Origin of the sequence: Lentzea sp. NPDC051213, from assembly GCF_044455585.1 — a bacterium.
In the GTDB taxonomy this organism is placed as follows: Bacteria; Actinomycetota; Actinomycetes; order Mycobacteriales; family Pseudonocardiaceae; genus Lentzea.
In genome coordinates, this window is sequence record NZ_JBITEX010000007.1 from 261367 (window position 1) to 281068 (window position 19702).

The following is a 19702-nucleotide window of genomic DNA, read 5'->3' on the forward strand; positions in this document are numbered from 1 at the left end:
TTCCCGCACGGTCATTCCTGGATCACCGGGCCAGCTGATCCTGATCTGCGTGCTGGTGTTACTCGGTGACTCGACAGCGGTCGGAATCGGTGACCTCGTTCCCGGCGGCTGGCGCGGCTTCGGCCCCATCCTCTCGTCCGCGTTCGAGGACAACGGCTATCGCAACTACGCCGCTTCCGGCGCGCGGCTGGCCGATGTCAGACGTGTTCAGCTCCCGCAGGCCCTGCGGGACAAGCCCACCGCCGCCGTGGTCATCGCGGGCGTCAACGACACGCTGCGGTCGGACTTCTCCGTGCGGAAGATGCACGAGGACCTCGACACCGTCTGCCGCGAGCTGACCGCCGCGGGCGCGTCCGTCGTCACCGTGCGGTTCCACGACCAGGGCCGCGTGTTCAAGCTGCCCGGCAGGTTGCGACGGGTGCTGAAGGAGCGCATCGACGAGTTCAACCGCGTGATCGACGTGGTGGTGGCGCGGCACGGCGTGCGCTGCGTCGACCTCCACACGATGCCGGGCGCGTACGAGCTGGAGACGTGGGCGGTCGACCGGCTGCACCCGTCCGAGCGCGGCCACCGCCTGCTGGCCAAGGCGTTCGCCACCGAGTTGCGTGCGGTCGGGCATTCGGTCGACGAGGTCAGCCTGGAGTGCTCCGGTGGCCGCGAACTGACGGTGTGGCACCACATCGCGTGGCTGCTGCTGAAGGGGATTCCGTGGCTGTGGCGGCGGGGCGCCGACCTGCTGCCGCTGATGTGGGAGCCGTCAGGAGATCCGCAGCGAGACGGTGAACGTGGTCTTGCCTGGGACGCTCTGCACGGACACCTCGCCATCGTGCGCGCCGACGACGGCGGCCACGATGGACAGCCCCAGCCCCGTGCTGCCGGCGGCGCGTGACCGCGAGTTGTCACCGCGGGCGAACCGCTCGAACACCTCCAGCCCTTCGGGGATGCCCGGTCCGTCGTCGGTGACGGTGAGATCGACGCGTCCATTGTGGACTATGACACCGGTCGTGACCGTGGTGCCGGGCGGGGTGTGCGTGCGGGCGTTGGACAGCAGGTTGCCGAGAACCTGGTGCAGCCTTTGCTCGTCGCCGGGCAAGGTCACGGGCTCCTCCGGCAGTTCGATCCGCCAGCCGTGGTCCGGCGCGGAGATCCGCGCGTCCCCGACCACGTCGAGCACCAGCCTGGACAGGTCGACCTCGGCGCGTTCCAGCGGGCGGCCGTCGTCGAGCCTGGCCAGCAGCAACATGTCCTCGACCAGTGACGTCATCCGGACGGCCTCGGACTCGACCCGGCTCATCGCGTGCGCGATCTGCGGTGGCACGGCCTCTTCGGAGCGGCGGGTCAGCTCGGCGTACCCGCGGATGGCGGCCAGGGGCGTGCGCAGCTCGTGGGAGGCGTCGGCGACGAACCTGCGGACGCGGGTTTCGCTGTCGTGCCTGGCTTTCAGGGCGTCGCCGATGTGACCGAGCATGCGGTTGAGCGCGAGGCCCACCTTGCCGACCTCGGTGTCCGGGTCGGTGTCCGGCACGCGATCGGCCAGCGCGACGTCACCCTCGTGCAGCGGGAGTTCGGAGACGCGGGCAGCCGTGTCGGCGACCCGGTCGAGCGGAACGAGACTCCGGCGGATGATCCGCCGGCCGATGAGTGCCGCCACCGCGACGCCGGCCGCGGTGATGGCGACGAGCAGCCAGAACATCCGCCACATGACCTGGGTGACCGGTCCGGACGGCAGGCCCTTGATCCGCTCCTGGTCGACGCTGACGCGGAAGAAGCCCTGCGGGCCCATGTCCACCGAGTGGTTGCCCTGCCCGAGATCCGCCAGCACCGCGAGCTGCTTGTCGCTCAGCGGGCGGGTCTTCGTGTACGGCAGCTCGATCGTGCCCTCGACCTTGCCGTCCGCGATGCGCGCGTTGATGCCCGGTGCCCGCTGGCCGACCGGTGGCTGCACCAGCTGGTCGATCTGGCGGTCGAGGTCGTGGGTGAGGAACCCGTGCAGCGCCAGCAGCGCGACCCCGCCGGTGAGCACGGACAGCGCCAGCAGCACGGCGATCTGGCCGGTGATCAGCTTGGCGCGCAGGGTCTTAGGTCGCAGGTTTGAGGACATAACCCGCGCCTCGCATGGTGTGGATCATCGGTGCGCGTCCGGCGTCGATCTTCTTGCGCAGGTACGAGATGTACAGCTCGACGATGTTCGCCTGGCCGCCGAAGTCGTAGCTCCAGACGCGGTCGAGGATCTGGGCCTTGCTCAGCACCCGCTTCGGGTTGCTCATCAGGTAGCGCAGCAGGTCGAACTCCGTCGCGGTGAGCGAGATCTGCTCACCGCCACGCGACACCTCGCGAGTGTCTTCGTTGAGTGCGAGATCGCCGACGACGAGGCGTGCGCCCGCGTCCTCCTCCGTGACGCCGGTGCGCCGCATGAGTGCACGCAGGCGCAGCACGACCTCCTCAAGAGAGAAGGGCTTCGTCACGTAGTCGTCGCCGCCCGCGGTGAGGCCGGCGATGCGGTCTTCCACGGCGTCCCGCGCGGTCAGGAACAGCACGGGCAGCTTCGGCTGTTCCGCGCGCATGCGGCGGAGCACCTCGTAGCCGTCGAAGTCGGGCAGCATCACGTCCAGCACGACCGCGTCCGGCCGGAACTCGCGCGCGGTGCGGACGGCGCTGGTTCCGTCGAGGGCGGAGCGGACGTCCCACTTCTCCATGCGCAGAGCCATCGTCATCAGCTCGGCCAGAGTGGACTCGTCGTCCACCACGAGCACCCGCACCGGCTGCCCGTCAGGCCTGCGGAGTTCGGCTTTCATCGCGCACATGGCTCCCATCGTGACCGCTGATCCTGTGTACCAGCTGTGCGCGCTGTCCACCGTTCGGACGAGCGGCGGTTACGTCAAGTGTGAGCGGCTATGTTCAAGTTTGGGACCCGACGACAGCCGGAGGTGAGCGTCCTGCGCACGTTCACGCTGACTGTGATGGGCACCACTGACCTGCACGGCAATCTCTTCAACTGGGACTACTACCGGGACCGCGAGTTCGACGACTTCGCGCACAACGACATCGGCCTGGCCAAGATCTCGACCTTGGTGACGTCCATCCGTTCGGCCGTGGGCCGGCATCGGACGTTGCTGCTGGACGCCGGCGACACCATCCAGGGCACACCGCTCGCGTACTACTACGCGAAGGTCGAGCCGATCACCCGTGCGCACGTGCACCCGATGGCGGCGGCGATGAACGCCATCGGCTACACGGCCGCCGCGCTGGGCAACCACGAGTTCAACTACGGGCTCGAGGTGCTGCGGATGTTCGAGCGGCAGCTGGACTTCCCGCTGCTCGCGGCCAACGCGCTGGACGTCAGCACCGGCATGCCCGCGTTTCCGCCGTACGTGATCAAGACGGTGTGGCGCACGGGCGGTCCGCCGTTGCGGGTGGGCATCCTGGGGCTGACCAATCCCGGCATCGCGGTGTGGGACAGGGCCTACGTCGAGGGCGTGCTGACCTTTCCCGGCCTCGTCGAGCAGGCGTTGCACTGGGTGCCGGAGCTGCGCAACCAGTCCGATCTCGTCGTGGTGGTGGCGCATTCGGGCGCGGACCTGTCGTCGTCGCTGGGCGACCAGGTGCCGTTCCCGGAGAACTGCGCCGAACTGCTGGCCGAGACCGTGCCGGGCATCGACGCCGTGCTGGTCGGGCACGCGCACGTGGAGATCGCCGAGCGGATCGTGACGAACAAGGTCACCGGGCGGCCGGTGCTGCTGACCGAGCCGTTGTACTGGGGCAAGCGACTGTCGCTGATGGAGTTCGACCTGGAGTACGACCAGCGCTGGCAGCTCGTGGCGTCGCGGTCCTCGGTGCTGAGCACGGCCTCGGTGGACGAGGACCCGCGGATCGTGCGGCTGCTGCGGCACGACCACGAGAAGGTCGTCACGTACGTCAACGGCCGGATCGGCACGTGCCTCGGGGCGATGTCGGCGTCGAGGTCGCGGTTCGAGGACACGCCCGCGCTGGGGTTCATCAACCACGTGCAGGCGTTGGAGGTGAAGAAGTCCACGTCGCTGCCGGTGGTGTCGTTGTGCGCGCCGTTCAACCGCGGCGCGGCGATTCCGTCCGGGGAAGTGTCCATCCGGGACGTCGCCGGGCTCTACATCTTCGACAACACGCTGGTGGGCGTGCGGCTGACCGGGGCGCAGCTGCGCGACTTCCTGGAGGAGTCGGCGCGGTACTTCCTGCAGGTGTCCTCGGCAGGCCCGTTCACCGCGGCCGAGGTGTCCGCGGACGTGCCGGACTACAACTTCGACATCGCCTACGGCCTCGACGCGCCGCTGACCTACGACATCGACATCGCGCAGCCCGTGGGTTCGCGGATCGTGGGGCTCGCCTACGACGGCGTGCCGGTGCCGGACTCGTTCGAGTTCGCGGTGGCCGTGAACAACTACCGCCAGGCAGGCGGTGGCGACTTCCCGCACATCGCCACGGCGCCGGTGCTGCACAACCAGCAGCAGGAGATCCGCCAGCTCCTGATCGAGTGGGTCAGGTCCGCCGGCGTGCTGGATCCCGCCGCTTTCGTGCGCTCCGACTGGCGCCTGGTGGCGTCCGGCGAACCCGTGGTGATCACCACGAACGAGTGAATTCGGGCGTGTTGTCCTGGGCGTTTTACGCCAGGCGGTGGCATGTGGTCGGCCAGATGAGATAGGTCAGGCCCGTGCAGTTACCGCAGCGCGTCGTAGTCGGCGCTCTCGTAGTACCGGCGCTGCTTGCCTCAGTGGGCATGGCCGTGCGCCCGACCCCGGAGATCGCCCCCGGCCACCTCGTGTTCGCCGTGCGCGATCTGGAGATCGTGCTGGCCGGCACCGCGGGCTCCGCCGTCGAGCGCCAGGAGGTCGTGGACGCCGTGCGCGTGCTGACCGCCTCCCACCGCATCACCGACATGATCACCCCCCACGCGGGCGAACGCATGCCGGTCTCCTCCGTCGTGGCCGCCTCGCTGCTGGCCGCCGTGCTGGACCAGGGCGTCACGGACTTCACCGGCGTCGTCCACAAAGGACACCTCACCGCCTCGGCCCGCGTCGCGGACCCCGAGCGCGCGGGCGCGCTGAGCGACGCCCTGCGCGCCGCCGTCCCCGGACTGCGGGTCGACGAGGACTTCACGACTACGGACTAGGAGCGTTCGTTGCTCGGGTTCTTCATCCAGATGTTCCTGCTGTGCGCGGGCGCGTTCCTCGCGGGCGTCCTGCTGACCTGGCTCACCATGCGCTCGCGCACCGGGGATGCCGTTGCGCCTGTTGCCGTCCGGCCTTTGTCGATCATGGAGGAGCCGGTGGTGGTGCCTCCCGCGATCAAGGCGAACTCGCGGACGATGATGTTCCACACGCCGGAGTCGCCCTACTACCGGCGGATGAAGGGAGACGCGTTCTTCCACTCGCCGGAGGATGCTCGGCGGGCCGGGTACACGATGTGGACGCCTCGGCCTCGGGTGCCTGTCGCGTCCCTGCCCTAGCTGTTGCTGTTGGCTTTGTGGAGCCAGGTGTCGAGTTCCAGGTAGTCGGCGTCGGTCAGGCCGTGGCGCGGGTTGACGCGGTGCAGCAGGGCCTTCGCGCCGTGGTTCTTGTGGACCCAGTCCCGGTCCTTGTCGGTGAGTTCGTCGTCGACCCAGATGAACGGTCTGCCCGCTGCGTGGGCTACGAGGCCGCGGGTCTTCCAGTGCAGGCCTTCCCGTGCGTCCTGGTCTTCGGTGGACGGGTCGTCCGGCCAGGTGGCGACGGGCAGCCTCGGCAGGCCGAGCAGGGGTGCGAGGAGCTCGTTCGCGTCGTCCATCCAGGTCGTGGCCCAGACGAGCTCGCACGGCAGGGCGGCGAGCCACGGGCCGTGCAGCGGGTCGAGGCGGGACAGCAGCGGGTTGTCGTGCTGGGGGCCGCGGTGGGCGATGCCGTCGCCGAACGGGAGCAGCGGGCCGTCGACGTCGAGGAAGAGGAGCGGGAGCGCGACCACCGCGTCACCGTACCCACGCCCACCTCGTAGGCTCTGCCACGTGATTCCCGACGTGCTCGAACCGGGCCTGGACGTCCTCTTCTGCGGCATCAACCCGGGACTGCTGTCGGAGGCGACCGGCCACCACTTCGCCCGGCCGGGAAACCGGTTCTGGCCCGCCCTGCATTTGTCCGGTTTCACGCCGCGCCAGTTCGCGCCCGCCGAGCAGCGGGAGCTCCTCGAACTCGGGCTCGGCATCACGAACGTCGTCGCCCGGCCGTCGGCCAAGGCCGACGAATTAACAATTGACGAACTCAAAGCAGGCGGCGTCATCCTCACCGAAAAGGTCGAGCGCTATTCACCGAAGGTTCTCGCGGTGCTGGGTGTGACGGTGTACCGGGCGGCCTTCAATCGCAAGAAGGCGCAGGTCGGGCCGCAGCAGGACACTGTGGGAGGCGCCAGGGTGTGGGTGCTGCCCAATCCGAGCGGGTTGAACGCGCACTGGCAGCTGCCCGCGCTGGCCGAGGAGTTCGCGAGGCTCAAAGCAAGCGTCTGAACTGGAACAAAAGTTCACATTCATACCCACAGAAAGTGGGCTGGACGGAGTGGAGCCTGGTCTGGTTGCATCCAGATCTGCGTCCATTCGAGTGGCCTTCACCCGGAAGTGGAACCACGTACGCCGGGCTGCGTCAGAATTTGGCAATGCCGCGCACAAATCGGTGAATCTTCAACACTGGTGGGGGCACAGTGGAGGTCAGGATTCTCGGGCCGGTCGAGCCTTCAGTGCCGCCGAAGCCCGCGCAGATCCTAGCTGTCTTGGCCGTCGAATGCGGGAAGATCGTGCCCGTCGAACGGCTCATCGATCTCATTTGGGGTGAGGAGCCTCCGCCGCAGGCCCGCAAGTCGCTGCAGGTGCACATCTCCAGCCTGCGCCGGACCGGGCTGCCGGTCGAGCACCGGGCCGCGGGGTACGTGCTCAACGCCGATCCCGAGAGCGTCGACCTCCACGCGTTCCGCAAGCGTGTCGCGCAGGCCGCCGACGAGGCCGATCTCAAGGTCAGGGCCGAGACGTTGAACGAGGCGTTGCAGCTCTGGCGCGGCACTCCGGTGGTGTTCGCGCAGACTCTTGACGTGCAACGGCTCGCGGCCGCGGAGCAGTGGGTCGACGCCGAGCTCGCGCTGGGGCGGCACGCCGAGCTCATCGACCGGCTCGGCTCGTTCGTCGCCGAGTACCCGCTGGCGGAACGGCTTCGCGGTCAGCTGATGACGGCGCTGGCCAGGGCCGGGCGGCGGGCCGATGCCATGCGGGTGTTCCGGGAGACGCGCAAGGTGCTCGTCGACGAGCTGGGGGTGGAGCCCGGCGAGCAGCTTCAGCAGCTGTACCGGGACGTGCTGGAGGGTGCGCGCGACAGCCGGCGCAACTACCTGCCGCGCGACGCCGGCGACTTCACCGGGCGCGACAAGGAACTGAGCAGGTTGCTCGACAGCGACGGTGGCGTGTGGTGGATCGAGGGGCCGGCGGGCGTGGGCAAGTCGGCGTTGGCCGTGCACGCGGCGCATCGGCTCGCGGACCGGTACCCGGACGGGCAGCTGTTCGTGGACCTGCACACGCCGTCCGGGGCGCTGGACGCGTTGCTGCGCGCGATGGACGTGCCGAGCGAGCGGATTCCCGAGTCGCCGGAGGAACGGGCGGCGCTGTGGCGGGCGACGGTCGGCGGGCGGCGGGTGGTGATCGTGCTGGACGGCGTCACCAGCGTGGCTCAGGTCCGGCCGCTGCTGCCGGGCAGTCCCGGGTGCCTGACACTGATCACGAGCCGCAGCCGGTTGTGCGGGCTCGAAGGTGTGCGGCGCATTCCGCTGGACGTGTTGAGCAGCGACGAGGCCGTCACGCTGCTCAAGCGCATCCTCGGTGATGACCGGGTCGCCACGGAACCGGACCAGGCCAACGAGGTGGCGCGGCTGTGCGGCTATCTGCCGCTCGCGGTGCGGATCACCGGCGCGCGGCTGGCCGGGCGTGCGCACTGGCCGGTGTCCAAGCTGGTGCGCCGCCTCTCCGACGAACGTTCGAGGCTCGACGAGCTGGTCGCCGATGACCTCGCCGTGCGGTCCAGCCTGGAGCTGACGTACCGGGCGCTGGACGACAACGTCCGGGCCGCGTACCGGATCTTCGGGTTCCTCGGGCTGCCCGAGGTGCCGAGCTACCTGTGGATGCACCTGCTCGACGAGGACGTGCTCGACCAGCTCGTCGACGCGCGGCTGCTCGACGTCATCGGCAGCGCGCGGTACCGGATGCACGAGCTGGTGCGGCTGCACGCCCGTGAACTGGCCGAAGCCGAAGACCCGCAACAGGATCGCGAAGATCTGGTGCGCCGCGCCGTGGTCGCCGCGCTGTCCACTGTGGACGGCCTGACCGAGCAGCTGTTCCTGGCCGTGCCGCGCATGCAGGACTCGCTGGGGATCGTCACGACGGCGGCGCGCCCCGCAGACAAGGACGCCTGGTTCGCCCGCGAGGAGTCGTTGCTGGTCAAGCTCGTGGAACGGGCGGCGGAGCTCGGCCTCGCGGAGATCGCGTCGCAGCTCGCCGAGGTGCTGGTGTTCGCCTGGTTCGGGCTCAGAAACCGGTACGAGGCCTGGGAACGAACACACACAGCGGCGCTGGAAGCCGTGTGGCGGACCGGAGATCTGCGGCTGGAGGCGGTGCTGCGGTGCAGCCTCGGCCAGATGCACTACAAGCGCGACAACCTGGCCGACGCGCGGGCGTGGTTCGAGACGGCCAAGACGTTGTTCGTGAACCTGGGCGACAAGCACGGCGAGGCCGTCTCGATGAACGGCATCGGCATGGTCTGCCGCGACCTCGGCGAGTACCCGTGCGCGCTGGAGGCGCTCGGCCGGGCCCGCGAGCTGCTCGAGGCGACAGACCCGGAGGGTGTCGCGCACGCACTCTATGGAATTGGCTCTGTGGAACGAGAACTCGGCGACGACGAGGGCGCTCTGGCCACCCTCGGCCTGGCCGAGGCCGCCTACCGCGAGGCGAGGAGCAGAAGGGGCGAGGCCCTGGCGGCGCGCGGTATCGGTCTCGTGCACCGCGCCCGCGGCGAGCTGGACCTCGCTGAGGAGCACATCGTGCGCGCCCACGAGATGGTCGCGGGCACCGGCGACGAGCTGCTCGGCTGCTACACCGCCCAGGCGTGGGCGAAAGTGTTGCTGCGCAAGGGTTCTTTCGATCCGGCGGAGAAGCTGCTGCACGCCGCGCTGTACGGCTGCCGCGACGTCGGCGACCGGTTCGGCGAGGCGTTGGTGTGGCGCACGCTGGGGGAGTGGCGGCTCGCGTCCGGCGACTACTCCGGCGCGCTGGTCGTGCTGACCGACGCGCTGGCGTCGTGGACCGACCTGGGCCTGCCGCTGTGGCGGGCGCGCACCCTGCGCGACCTCGGCGCGGTCCACGCCTGCCGGGGGGATGGGCCAGGCGCGGACCGCTGCTGGGACGAGGCCGCCGGACTGTTCGCCCGGCTGGGCACCCGTGAGTCGGGGGAGGTGCTCCAGTGGCCGGCTCAATGGCCTTCGGTGGGCGGCCTCGCGATCAGCTGATCAGCCGCTGATCTTGTTGTACTTCCACGGCGCGTAACCACCGCTCTTCAGCGTCGCGAGCGTCACGGTCTCGTGGTCCATGTCGGTCGAGGTGCTGCCCTCCTCGTAGATCCACACGGAGGTGTGCGCGGTGTTGGCCCACTTCTCGAACAGCTTCACGTGGCCGTTGCGCAGGATCATGTCGCCCGGCTTGAGGTTCGCCCACGCGATCTTCGTGGCGACCTCGTCCAAAGTGGACGTGGTGCGGCTGGTGGTCAGCTTCCACGCCATGGAGACGAAGCCGGAGCAGTCCGTGCGGTACTGCTTGCCGTGGTTGACGTCCCACGCGTAGGCGGTCTGGCTGTACGGAACCTTGCGGTCCCACCAGTTCTTGGCCCGGCTGATGACCTCGGTGCGGGTGATCGTGCCGCCGTAACTCGCGGCCGCCGCGTCGACCTGCTGGATACCGACGGGCTCCTGCTCGCTGCCCTCCGGTGCGGCCTGAGCGATGCCCGTGATGCCGGACAGCAGCCCGAGCGAGAGTGCGGTCGCCGCGACGGCGTGGCGAATGCGCATCGTTGTAACTCCGATCGACTTGGTGTTGACGACCGGGACAGTTCACGACCGCGCCAAAGATCGGCCAAAGGCCGGTTTAGGCGTCTCTTTACCGCTCCTTCCTAGCTTCTGCGCGCACCTTGCTTCGGGCATAAGGAGAGAGAGCATGTTCGTTCGCACGATCGCAGCTGTGATCGCGATGTTCGCCGCTCTGCTGATGGGCGCGTCGGTCGCGTCTGCGGCCCCGGCCAAGTACACCCACGCGCAGGCGACCGCGCAGCTGCGCGCGGCCGGCATCACCTGGTCCTCCAGCGGCGGTTGCAGCGACCGCAACCGCCCGAACTGCACGTCGTTCGAGCAGGTGAACCAGGCGACCATCGCGGGAGCCAAGACTTTCAAGAGCGCCTCCGGCTGCGCGCTGAACATCTCGGGCGGCACCGAGACCGGCCACGCGTCGGGCGAGTACTCGCACTGGAACGGCTACAAGCTGGACTACTCGCTGTCCACCTGCGTGTCCAACTACATCACCCGGACGTTCACTTCCATCGGCGGCAACAAGTGGAGGTCGGGCTCGGGCAACATCTACTTCCGCGAGTCGAACCACTGGGACGTGACGTACTACAACTGCGGCGGTTGCTGAACTGAGGCTGCGGCCGGTAGTACTGGACGGGTGACCACACTCGGCGCTGTCTACCGGCCCCAGCTCCCGCCCGAGAACCTGCGTTCCGTCGTGCTCGCCGCCGAGGAGTCCGGTTTGGACTCGTTGTGGCTGTGGGAGGACTGCTTCCTGGAGAGCGGCATCGCGTGCGCCTCCGCCGCGCTTGCCTGGACCTCGCGGCTGAAGGTCGGCGTCGGACTGCTGCCGGTCCCGCTGCGCAACGTCGCGCTGACCGCGATGGAGGCCGCGACGCTCGAGCGGCTGTTCCCCGGCCGCGTGACGATCGGCGTCGGGCACGGGCTGCAGTCGTGGATGGGCCAGGTCGGCGCACGAGTGTCGTCGCCGCTGACCTTGCTGCGCGAGTACACCGACGCGTTGCGGGCGTTGCTGTCGGGCGAGCGCGTCACCTGTTCCGGCCGGTACGTGTCCCTGGACGCGGTGGCCCTGGACTGGCCGCCCGCCGCGCCGATGCCGATCTACGTGGGCGGGCTGGGCCCGCGCACTCTTGATCTCGCCGGTGAGATCGGCGACGGCACGATCCTGGACGCGTCAGCCGGTCTCGCGCGGGTGCGCGAGACGCGTGCGTCGCGCAAGCACCCCATCGTCGTCTACGTGGAGACGGACTCGCGCGACCGTGCGTTCGTCACAGACCTGGTGGCATCGGTGGCCGATGCGGGCGCTACCAGCGTGATCCTGCAGCAGTCGGCAACGTGCGAAGACCCCGAAGGATTCGTTCGATTTGTGGGTTCACTCGATGGAGTGAGTGCCTAGCGCGACAGATAACGACGGATACCTCCTTGCGATGGAACGGTCGTAGGCCTTTCGTCCTGTTCGGGGAGGTAAGCATGCTCGGGCGCAAGAACCGCCGGATTGCTGAGCTGGAGCGGGCCGTGGAGGGCCTGCAGGAGCTGCTCGCCCGAATCGGTGACGCCCGAACAGCGCAAACCGTGGCGCTGGAGGAGGTCGACCGCGCCGGCGCCGAACTGGTGGCACTGCGGCACCGGATCAAGAACGCGCGCGCCGAGCTCCAGCCGTTGAAGGAAGAACTGACCTTCCAGCGGGCCGGCGTCTTCCGGACCGAGCACTCCGTGGACCACCAGGCGCAGATCGAGCTGGTGCACGACGAGATGAAGACGCTGATCAAGAACGGCACCGCGGTCGAGGGTGGCGGAGAGGTCACCTACAACGGGTCCGAGGCCACCGGCCAGCGGCTCGTCGAGGACTGGTCGGCGCTGATGCTCCGCTCGTACAACTGCGAGGCCGAGAACTGCCTGCGCATGCTGAGGGCCGGTGGCCTGGACGCGGCCCGCCGGCGGCTGGATCGCGCGACGTCGGCGATCGAGCGGCTGAGCGGGACGTTCTCCCTCCGGATCTCGCCGCGCTACCAGGCGTTGCGGATGTACGAGCTGGAGCTCACCGCCGACCACCTGCAGCGCAAGGCGGACAGTCGCCGGACGCGGCGGATTGCGTCGTGATCTGAGGGGTACCTCCTCAGCGTGGCTGAGGTTTCGCTGGACATCGACGCGTCCATCGCCGACGTGTGGAACGTGCTCGCCGACGGCTGGTCCTACGCGGGCTGGGTGGTGGGCGCGTCCCACATCCGCGCCGTCGACACCGGCTGGCCGAAACCCGGCACGCGGATCCACCACAGCGTGGGCCCGTGGCCGTTGGTCATCCAGGACACCACCGAGGTGGTTCGCTGCGAGGCGCCGGGCCTGCTCGAACTGGACGCCAGGCTGTGGCCGGTGGGGGCCGCGCGGATCGCGTTCACGCTCCGGGCCAGGTCAGAAGCGGTGACCGCGTTGCGGATGACGGAGACCGTGGTGCGCGGTCCTTCGGCGTACCTGCCGCAGTTCGCCCAGGACCTGCTGCTCATTCCACGCAACAGGGAATCGTTGCAACGCCTTGCCGCGCTGGCCGGCGGTCGAGCCTGAACCACCCTTTCACTAGGTAACTAGTGAAAGGGTGTAGGGTGTCCTCATGCGACAGAAGGAAGACGCGCCGGTCGTGGCGGAGGACCTGGGGAAGAAGTACTCGCGGGGCTGGGCCCTGCAGGACTGCCGGCTCGACATCCCGGCAGGCCGAATTGTGGCGCTCGTCGGGCCGAACGGCGCCGGCAAGAGCACGCTGATGGGCATGATCACCGGGCTGCTCCGGCCCACGTCGGGCCGGATCGCGGTGTTCGGCGACGAGCCGAACGGGCGCGGCATCCACCGCTCGGTGTCGTTCCTGACTCAGCAGAAGCCGCTGTACCCGCAGTTCACGGTGGCCGAGACGTTGCGGTACGGCAAGCACGCCAATCCTGGCTGGGATCAGGCGTACGCCGAGGCGCTGGTGCAGCGCGCGCAGGTGCCGTTCACGGCGAAAGTCGGCACCTTGTCAGGTGGTCAGCGCACGCGGGTCGCGCTCGCGCTGGCGCTGGGGAAGCGGCCCCGGTTGCTGATGCTGGACGAGCCGCTCGCCGACCTCGATCCGCTCGCGCGGGAGGCCGTGCTGCGCACGCTCGTGGAGGAATGCCGCACCCAGGGCATCACGGTGCTGTTGTCCTCGCACGTGCTCGCCGAGCTGGAGAACGTGTGCGACCACCTGGTGCTGCTGACCGACGGCCGGGTCCGGCTCGCCGGTGACACCGTCGACCTGCTGCGCGAGCACGTCGTCCTGGTCGGCCAGCCCGGCCTGCCGTGCCCTGCCGCGCCTGGTTCGATCATCGACGCGCAGTCGGTCAACGGGATGCAGGCGGTACTCGTGCCCGCCCATGCCGCCGGTGCTCAGCTCGGCTGGCAACCGCATCGGCCGCGGCTCGGTCAGCTCGCACTCGCTTACATGCGCGGCAACGGTTCTTCGGAGGTGGCGGCATGACCTGGATCGTGTGGCGTCAGCAGCGCCCGGTGTTCATCACGCTCCTCGTGGCGCTCGTCGCCGGTGTGGCGGCCGTGTTGTTGTGGCGCGCCGGGATGATCGCGGACATCGCCGCTCGTGGCATCGCCGGCTGCGTGACCGGTGGCGTGGAAGGCTGTGGTGGCCGGACCGCGATGGAGTTCCAGAACGCCTGGTTCGACAAGATGCACATCGCGCAGGGGCTGGTGCTCGCACTGCCCGCGCTGGTCGGCGTCTTCATCGGCGCGCCGCTGTTCGCGCGCGAGTTCGAGCAGGGCACGCACGCGCTGGCGTTCACCCAGTCGGTGAGCCGGACCCGTTGGCTCGCGACGAAGTTCGTCGTCGCAGCTGTCCCCGCGCTCGTCGTTGTAGTGGTGCTGCAGGTCGTCGTGCACAGCTGGCTGGACGCGGCGGGGAAGCTCGGGCCGCTGGCGTCCGGGCCGTTCTACTTCACCACCTTCGAGGCCGCCGGGGTGTCGCCGATCGCGTACACGCTGTTCGCCTACACGTTCGGCATGTTCGCCGGGGCGTTGTTCAAGCGGACGCTCGTGGCGATGTCGTTGACGCTCGGCGTTTTCGTCGTGCTTCGCTTCGTGCTCAACGGAACGCGGGAGTTCCTGCTCACGCCGGAGCGGGTGGTGTCGGCCGACCCGACGAAGCCGGCGGTCGCCGACCGCGGCCCGCTCGTCGTCGAGTCGGGCTTCCTGGACTCGTCGGGTGGCGTGGTGACCGACGCGGTGCCGAAGATGAACTGCGGTTCGCGGGGCAACGAGCCCGTGGTGACGGACCTGGTGGCCTGCTACCAGCAGAACGGGCTCGCGAAGTCGTACGCGGACGTGATCCCGGCTGCTCAGGCGAGCACGCTGCACCTGGCCGAAGCGTCGATCTTCGCCGGGCTGGCGGTGCTGTTCGTCCTCGGCTCGGTGTGGGCCGTGCGCAGGCAGATGTGACCGGAGGCGGCGGGGCGAGGGCCGGTGGACACCTATGCTGAGCGGCGTGATCGAGTTTCGCATCGATCGGCACTCCGGGGTGTCCACCTACCTCCAGATCGCCGCGCAGGTCAAGCAGGCGATGCGGATGGGGTTGCTGGGGCCGGGAGACAAGTTGCCGACGGCACGTGAGGTGGTCGAGGCCACCAGGGTCAACCCCAACACCGTGCTGAAGGCGTACCGCGAACTCGAGCACGAGGGTCTCGTGGAAGGCAGGCGGGGCATGGGCACGTTCATCACGGCCTCGCTCGCGACCGACGCGGCGAAGGCGGGCGCGCCGTTGCGCGAGGACCTCGAGCAGTGGATGGGCAGGGCCGTGGACGAGGGACTGTCGGCCGTCGAGGTCGACGCGATCTACACGGACGTGCGGGAGACGCACTACCCTGCGTCCATTGTGGACATGAAGTGAGTGGGGCAGCATGAACCGGAGCCCGGTCAGGGTCGAGGGCGTGGCGAAGCACTTCGGCCGGGTGAAAGCCTTGGACGGTTGCACCTTCACGGTGCCGGAGGGCAGCGTGACCGGGCTGGTCGGGCCGAACGGCGCCGGCAAGAGCACGTTGCTGTCGTTGATCGCGGGTCTGGCGAAGCCCACCCGCGGTGAGATCAGCGTGTACGGCACGCCGGTGCGCGGCCGGATGCATCCCGATGTCGCGTTGCTGACCCAGCGCCGTCCGCTCTACGAGCAGTTCACCGTGCGCGAGATGATGAGGTCCGGCGCGGCGATGAACGACCGCTGGTCGGCGGAGCGCGCGGACGAGGTGCTCGACCTGCTGGCGGGCGTGGACAAGGACGCGAAGGTGCGCACGTTGTCCGCCGGTGCGCGCACCCAGGTCGCGATCGCGCTGGCGCTGGGCCGGTTGCCCAAGGTGCTGCTGCTCGACGAGCCGCTGTCCGACCTGGACCCGCTGGCGCGCGACGAGACGTTGCGGATCGTCATGACCGAGGTCGCGGAACGGGGCACCACGGTGCTGCTGTCGTCGCACCTGCTCACCGATCTCGGGGACGTCTGCGACCACCTGCTGCTCCTCGACGAAGGCCGGGTGCAGGTGACGGGGGACATCGACGAGATCCTCGCCGAGCACCAGGTGGTCGTCGGGCCGGTCGGCGGTCTCCCGGCGGAGGGCGTCGTCGTCGACTCCTCGCAGACGGCCCGGCTCACCACCGCTCTGGTGCGCGGCGGCACCGTGCCCGAGGGCTGGCAGGCGACGCAGCCCGACCTGGAGTCGTTGGTGCTCGGCTACCTGCGGGCGTCACGCACCCGCAAGCTCACGCGCCAGTAGCTCAGTAGAGCGCGCGGTGGGCGCCCTGGATCAGCGCCCGGTACAGCTCACCGGCCGCGCCCCAGCGCGCCAGCGCCGCCCGAGCCGCGTTGGCCCCGGCCGCCCCGTGCACACCGCCGCCCGGCCACGCCGACGACCCCGCGAGGTACAGCCGGTCGAACGGCGTGTCCGCGCGGCCGAGACCGGGCACCGGCCGGAACACCAGCTGCTGGTGGATCGCCGCCGTGCCACCGTTGACAGAGCCGATGTCCGCGGGACCGAGCACCGACCGCTTGATGATCCGGGAGCGGAAACCAGGTGCGCGTTCCTCGATCATCAGCTCCAGGCGGTCGGCCCGGCGCTTCAGCCGGTCCGGGGTCCAGCCTCCGTGCAGCGGCACGTGGGTGTACGCCCAGGCCGCTTCCGTTCCGGCGGGGGAACGTGACGGGTCGGTCGTCGTCATCTGGCCCATGACCATGAACGGCGTGCGCGGCACCTTGCCGCACGCCAGCTCGTGTGCGACACCGGCCAGCCCGTTCACGTCGCCACCGAGGTGCACCGTGCCCGCCTGCGCGGCTTCGGGGTTGCTCCACGGGATGGGGCCGGACAACGCCCAGTCGACCTTGATCGTGTCGCCGTCCCACTGGAACTTCTTCAGGTCCTCGGCGAGCTTGCCGGGCAGCGCGTTGCCACCGATCAGGTCCAGGTAGAGATTCGGTGCGGGCACGTCTGCCAGAACAGCACGCCGTGCGCGCACAACAGATCCATCTGCCAACCGCACGCCAACGGCGACACCGCGCGCGTGCAGCACCTCGGTCACCCGTGCATTGGTCTCGATGTGTCCACCGAACCGGCGGACGAGGGAAGCGGCCAGCTCGGCGGCACCACCGCGTGGCACCGGGTTGCCGATCTCCTGCCCGAGCATCGACAGCAGCCAGCCGAAGCCGGCGCCACCGGCCTGGTCCGGGCCGAGGTCCGTGTGCATCGTGTTGCCCGATAACAACACTCGGGCGCCCTCGCCGGCGAAGAGCTCCTCGCCGAGGCGGCGTGCGGGCAGGGTCAGCATCCGCGTCAGCCGCAGCGCGCCGCCAAGGCCTGCCGTGCGCAGCAACGACAATCCGCCGCGCACCGGCGGGAACGGGCGCAGCAACGACTCCAGCACAGCGGATCGCACGGTCTGGAAGCGCGCGAACTCCGCCTGCCACGCCTCGGCGTCAGCGTGCGCGAACGAGCCCACCGACTTCGCGGTGATGTTCACATCGCGTGACAACAGCGCCACACGGTCGTCTTGCAGAACGTGTGCCAGCACGGCTGGTGCGTGCTGCCACTGCACGTCGAGGTTCAACGCGCCCAGGACAGGCGAGCCGAGCCCGAGCGGGTAGAACGCGCTGTAGAGGTCGTTGGTGAAGCCCGGCGCGGTGATCTCGGCCGACGCGACGGCGCCGCCGGGCACGGCGCGCTGCTCGAGCACCAGCACGTCCCAGCCCGCGTCCGCCAGCAGGTTCGCCGCGACCAGGCCGTTCGGGCCAGAGCCGATGACGACCGCGTCAACGTCGTTCACACGCGCCTCCTGAGGTCGGGAATGCCCCAAACCTTGGCAGAAAAAACGAGCGGAACGTGTATCTCATTTCGTTCGGTACCGAAGAGCTAGCACACTGCGTAGTCGAGCGGTAGTCACATGAACCTAACGATCCTGTGTCACGTACCACATAGAGAGGAATTATGTGAGGCCTCAACGAATACTGAGCTACCGCTTAGTATGCCCAGCTTCGTTTGGTTAAGGACTTCTGCATGCCCCTCCGCCGCCGCGTACTACCCACCGCCTTAGCGCTCGCCGTCCTCGTGGCCGGCTGTGGCGCCGGGGATGAAAAGCCCAAGGTGAGGACTGGGCCGGGAGTCACGGACGACACGATCTCGCTCGGCATCCTCACCGACATGACGGGGCCGTACAAGGCATCCGCGTTGACGCGGATGAAGGGTTACGAGCTGTACTTGAAGCAGGTCAACGACCGCGGGGGCATCTGCGGTCGCAAGGTCGAGCTCAAGACGAAGGACCACGCGTACGACGTCCAGAAGGCGCTCGACGCCTACTTCGACCTGGAACCGCAGATCCTCGGGCTCCTGGAGCTCGCGGGCACCCCGATGACCGCGGCGATCGAGCCCGACATCATGCAGACCCGCACGCTGACCGCGCCCGTCGCGTGGTCCGCGTCGCTGCTCGGCAACCCGCACATGATGGTCGTGGGTACCACCTATGACCTCGACGTCATCAACGGACTTGATCACTACAAGCGTCGTGGTGTGATCAAGGACGGCGACACCGTCGGCCACGTCTACGTCCAGGGCAGCTACGGCGACAACGCGGTGGAGGGCAGCCGGTTCGTCGGCCAGCAGTGGAACATGAAGATCGCCGAGCAGCCGATCGGCGAGACCACGGCAGATCTGGCCCAGCAGATCGGCGCCCTGAAGGCCGCCGGCGCGAAGGCCGTCATGCTGAGCACCACCCCCGCCCAGACCGCCGCCGCGGTGGGCGTCGCCGCGGCGATGAAGTGGGAGGTGCCGTTCATGTCCAACGTGGTCGGCTACGACTCCGCGATCCTCGACTCGCCCGTCGGCCCCGCGGTGCAGAAGCAGCTGTCCGTGGTGACGTCGGTGTCGCCTTTCAGCGGCACCCAGACCGGCCCGCGTGAGGTGGCGGCGGCGTTCAACAAGGCGTACCCCAACGACAAGCCCGCGATCTACGTCGACCACGGGTACACCGTCGCGATGGTGTTCCTCGCGGTCGTCGAGAAGGCCTGCAAGAACGGCGACCTCACCCGTGATGGTGTGCTCAAGGCGTTCCACGACACCAACGGGCTGGACACCAGGGGTCTGACCGCGCCGCTGCACTACTCGCTGGTGGGGCGGCCTTCTGCCACGCAGTCGTACATCACCAAGGTGGACGCTTCGGCTCCCGGTGGTCTCACGACGGTCGAGGAGCTCTTCGAGTCCGAGCTCGTGAAGGCCAAGGGCACGCGCGCCAAGTAGTCCGGCAAAAGAGGGTTCGCAGGTTTCCGGCCTGCGAACCCTTTTTTGATCAGGTGATCGTCAGGACCAAGGTGGATTGCATCCCGTCGAGCTTTCCCAGCCCCGCTGTGCACAGCAGGAGATCGGTGGCCGGGGCCGTGATTTGCTGCACCACGGTTTTGCCCGCGAATCGGCCGGCGGTGACGGAGCCGGTGAAGGTGACCGTGTAGACGGCGCCGACGACGTTCACGACCCGATTGACCGAAACGGTGCTGGACGTGCCGTCGTTCCAGATGATCGTCTCTGTCCCGGAACTGGTGGTGAGGAGATCCAGGCACGTCCGGCTGCGGACGGAGGTGATGCTCTGGTATCCCGTCAGACCGGGCGCGGAGAGCGACACGCACGGGCCGTACCGGGTCGTGTTGACGCCGGTGCTCTCCTTCGGTTCCAGCTCCACCGGTGGGGTGTAGGTCGCGGTGTGGCTGCCGACGCAGCTGATGTCCAGTACCTCGGCCGACGCCGAAGCGGCAGGGGTCAGGGGCAGTGCGGCTGCCGCAAGGGCGAGCACGCCGAGGAGCGTGGTGATCCGATTTCTGATCATGGCAGGGTTTCCTTTCATGACGCGACTTCGGGATCCTTCCCAATTGACGCGCGGATGGTCGCACCCGCTGTCAATGCACGCCACTGCAAACCGCAAAAGCAACCCAATCGGGCGTGCTCGGAACACTCTTGGTAGCAAATAGCCGAGTAGGCCTCATAAATGGCCGTCCGCGCAACCGGAAGAGCTCACCGAATCAATGCGATCAAGTTATCATTTGATGCTCCGTCGTTCACGGCCTGTC

General features: G+C 68.7%; 19 protein-coding genes and 2 pseudogenes. 15 read left to right on the top strand and 6 right to left on the bottom strand.

Annotated features, from left to right (window positions below):
- Positions 1-55 precede the first annotated feature (55 nt).
- Positions 56-580 (top strand): annotated as a pseudogene (locus ACIA8G_RS29885) (SGNH/GDSL hydrolase family protein); the annotation flags it as partial.
- A 177-nt stretch (positions 581-757) separates the two neighbouring features.
- Here the strand turns inward: ACIA8G_RS29885 and ACIA8G_RS29890 are convergent.
- Positions 758-2101 (bottom strand): sensor histidine kinase, encoded by a 1344-nt coding sequence (locus ACIA8G_RS29890; RefSeq protein WP_396422016.1) that lies wholly within the window; start codon positions 2099-2101, stop codon positions 758-760.
- Positions 2079-2804 (bottom strand): response regulator transcription factor, encoded by a 726-nt coding sequence (locus ACIA8G_RS29895; protein ID WP_396422017.1) that lies wholly within the window; start codon positions 2802-2804, stop codon positions 2079-2081. Before ACIA8G_RS29895 ends, ACIA8G_RS29890 begins: the two co-directional genes overlap by 23 nt.
- Before the next feature lie 156 nt (positions 2805-2960).
- Here ACIA8G_RS29895 and ACIA8G_RS29900 point away from each other — a divergent pair, with 156 nt between their 5' ends.
- The 3 genes from ACIA8G_RS29900 (at position 2961) to ACIA8G_RS29910 (ending at position 5479) form a co-directional block, all read left to right on the top strand.
- The gene (locus ACIA8G_RS29900) at positions 2961-4610 is read left to right on the top strand and encodes a bifunctional metallophosphatase/5'-nucleotidase (protein WP_396422018.1); all 1650 of its coding nucleotides are present in this window, start codon (positions 2961-2963) and stop codon (positions 4608-4610) included.
- A gap of 74 nt (positions 4611-4684) precedes the next feature.
- Positions 4685-5143 carry a hypothetical protein gene (locus ACIA8G_RS29905; RefSeq protein WP_396422019.1) on the top strand — a complete coding sequence of 153 codons (459 nt, stop codon included), beginning with the start codon at positions 4685-4687 and terminating at the stop codon, positions 5141-5143.
- A gap of 9 nt (positions 5144-5152) precedes the next feature.
- Entirely contained in the window at positions 5153-5479 is a 327-nt protein-coding gene (locus tag ACIA8G_RS29910) for a hypothetical protein (RefSeq protein ID WP_396422020.1), read from the top strand.
- Here the strand turns inward: ACIA8G_RS29910 and ACIA8G_RS29915 are convergent.
- On the bottom strand, positions 5476-5970 hold the full coding sequence (locus tag ACIA8G_RS29915) for an HAD domain-containing protein (RefSeq protein ID WP_396422021.1): 495 nt from the start codon (positions 5968-5970) through the stop codon (positions 5476-5478). The two genes, ACIA8G_RS29910 and ACIA8G_RS29915, sit on opposite strands and share 4 nt — an antisense overlap.
- 40 nt (positions 5971-6010) lie before the next feature.
- Between ACIA8G_RS29915 and mug the strand changes: the two genes are divergently transcribed.
- Positions 6011-6505: a G/U mismatch-specific DNA glycosylase gene (gene mug, locus ACIA8G_RS29920; protein ID WP_396422022.1), complete on the top strand. Its 495-nt coding sequence runs from the start codon at positions 6011-6013 to the stop codon at positions 6503-6505.
- A 227-nt stretch (positions 6506-6732) separates the two neighbouring features.
- Entirely contained in the window at positions 6733-9537 is a 2805-nt protein-coding gene (locus ACIA8G_RS29925; RefSeq protein WP_396422354.1) for a BTAD domain-containing putative transcriptional regulator, read from the top strand.
- On the opposite strand, the gene ACIA8G_RS29930 is transcribed toward ACIA8G_RS29925, so the two are convergent.
- Entirely contained in the window at positions 9538-10092 is a 555-nt protein-coding gene (locus ACIA8G_RS29930; protein ID WP_396422023.1) for a hypothetical protein, read from the bottom strand.
- 145 nt (positions 10093-10237) lie between these two features.
- On the opposite strand from ACIA8G_RS29930, the gene ACIA8G_RS29935 reads away from it, so the two are divergent.
- The 8 genes and pseudogenes from ACIA8G_RS29935 (at position 10238) to ACIA8G_RS29970 (ending at position 15875) form a co-directional block, all read left to right on the top strand.
- A complete protein-coding gene (locus ACIA8G_RS29935; RefSeq protein WP_396422024.1) occupies positions 10238-10711 on the top strand; it encodes a hypothetical protein in 474 nt (157 codons plus the stop codon).
- Positions 10712-10741: 30 nt separating this feature from the next.
- The gene (locus ACIA8G_RS29940) at positions 10742-11500 is read left to right on the top strand and encodes an LLM class flavin-dependent oxidoreductase (protein WP_396422025.1); all 759 of its coding nucleotides are present in this window, start codon (positions 10742-10744) and stop codon (positions 11498-11500) included.
- 74 nt (positions 11501-11574) lie between these two features.
- Entirely contained in the window at positions 11575-12204 is a 630-nt protein-coding gene (locus ACIA8G_RS29945; protein WP_396422026.1) for a DUF4041 domain-containing protein, read from the top strand.
- 21 nt (positions 12205-12225) lie between these two features.
- Entirely contained in the window at positions 12226-12663 is a 438-nt protein-coding gene (locus ACIA8G_RS29950) for an SRPBCC family protein (RefSeq protein WP_396422027.1), read from the top strand.
- Positions 12664-12709: 46 nt separating this feature from the next.
- Positions 12710-13216: pseudogene (locus tag ACIA8G_RS29955) on the top strand (ATP-binding cassette domain-containing protein); the annotation flags it as partial.
- A 368-nt stretch (positions 13217-13584) separates the two neighbouring features.
- The gene (locus ACIA8G_RS29960) at positions 13585-14556 is read left to right on the top strand and encodes an ABC transporter permease subunit (RefSeq protein WP_396422028.1); all 972 of its coding nucleotides are present in this window, start codon (positions 13585-13587) and stop codon (positions 14554-14556) included.
- A 46-nt stretch (positions 14557-14602) separates the two neighbouring features.
- Positions 14603-15004 (top strand): GntR family transcriptional regulator, encoded by a 402-nt coding sequence (locus ACIA8G_RS29965; RefSeq protein ID WP_396422029.1) that lies wholly within the window; start codon positions 14603-14605, stop codon positions 15002-15004.
- 10 nt (positions 15005-15014) lie between these two features.
- Entirely contained in the window at positions 15015-15875 is an 861-nt protein-coding gene (locus ACIA8G_RS29970) for an ABC transporter ATP-binding protein (RefSeq protein WP_396422030.1), read from the top strand.
- Between the two features lies 1 nt (position 15876).
- Here ACIA8G_RS29970 and ACIA8G_RS29975 read toward each other — a convergent pair whose 3' ends face one another.
- Positions 15877-17415, bottom strand: a complete 1539-nt coding sequence (locus tag ACIA8G_RS29975; RefSeq protein ID WP_396422031.1) for a phytoene desaturase family protein — start codon at positions 17413-17415, stop codon at positions 15877-15879.
- 230 nt (positions 17416-17645) lie between these two features.
- Between ACIA8G_RS29975 and ACIA8G_RS29980 the strand changes: the two genes are divergently transcribed.
- Positions 17646-18881 carry an ABC transporter substrate-binding protein gene (locus tag ACIA8G_RS29980; RefSeq protein WP_396422032.1) on the top strand — a complete coding sequence of 412 codons (1236 nt, stop codon included), beginning with the start codon at positions 17646-17648 and terminating at the stop codon, positions 18879-18881.
- Between the two features lie 49 nt (positions 18882-18930).
- Here the strand turns inward: ACIA8G_RS29980 and ACIA8G_RS29985 are convergent, their stop codons facing one another.
- A complete protein-coding gene (locus tag ACIA8G_RS29985; RefSeq protein WP_396422033.1) occupies positions 18931-19461 on the bottom strand; it encodes a hypothetical protein in 531 nt (176 codons plus the stop codon).
- Positions 19462-19702: the final 241 nt, after the last annotated feature.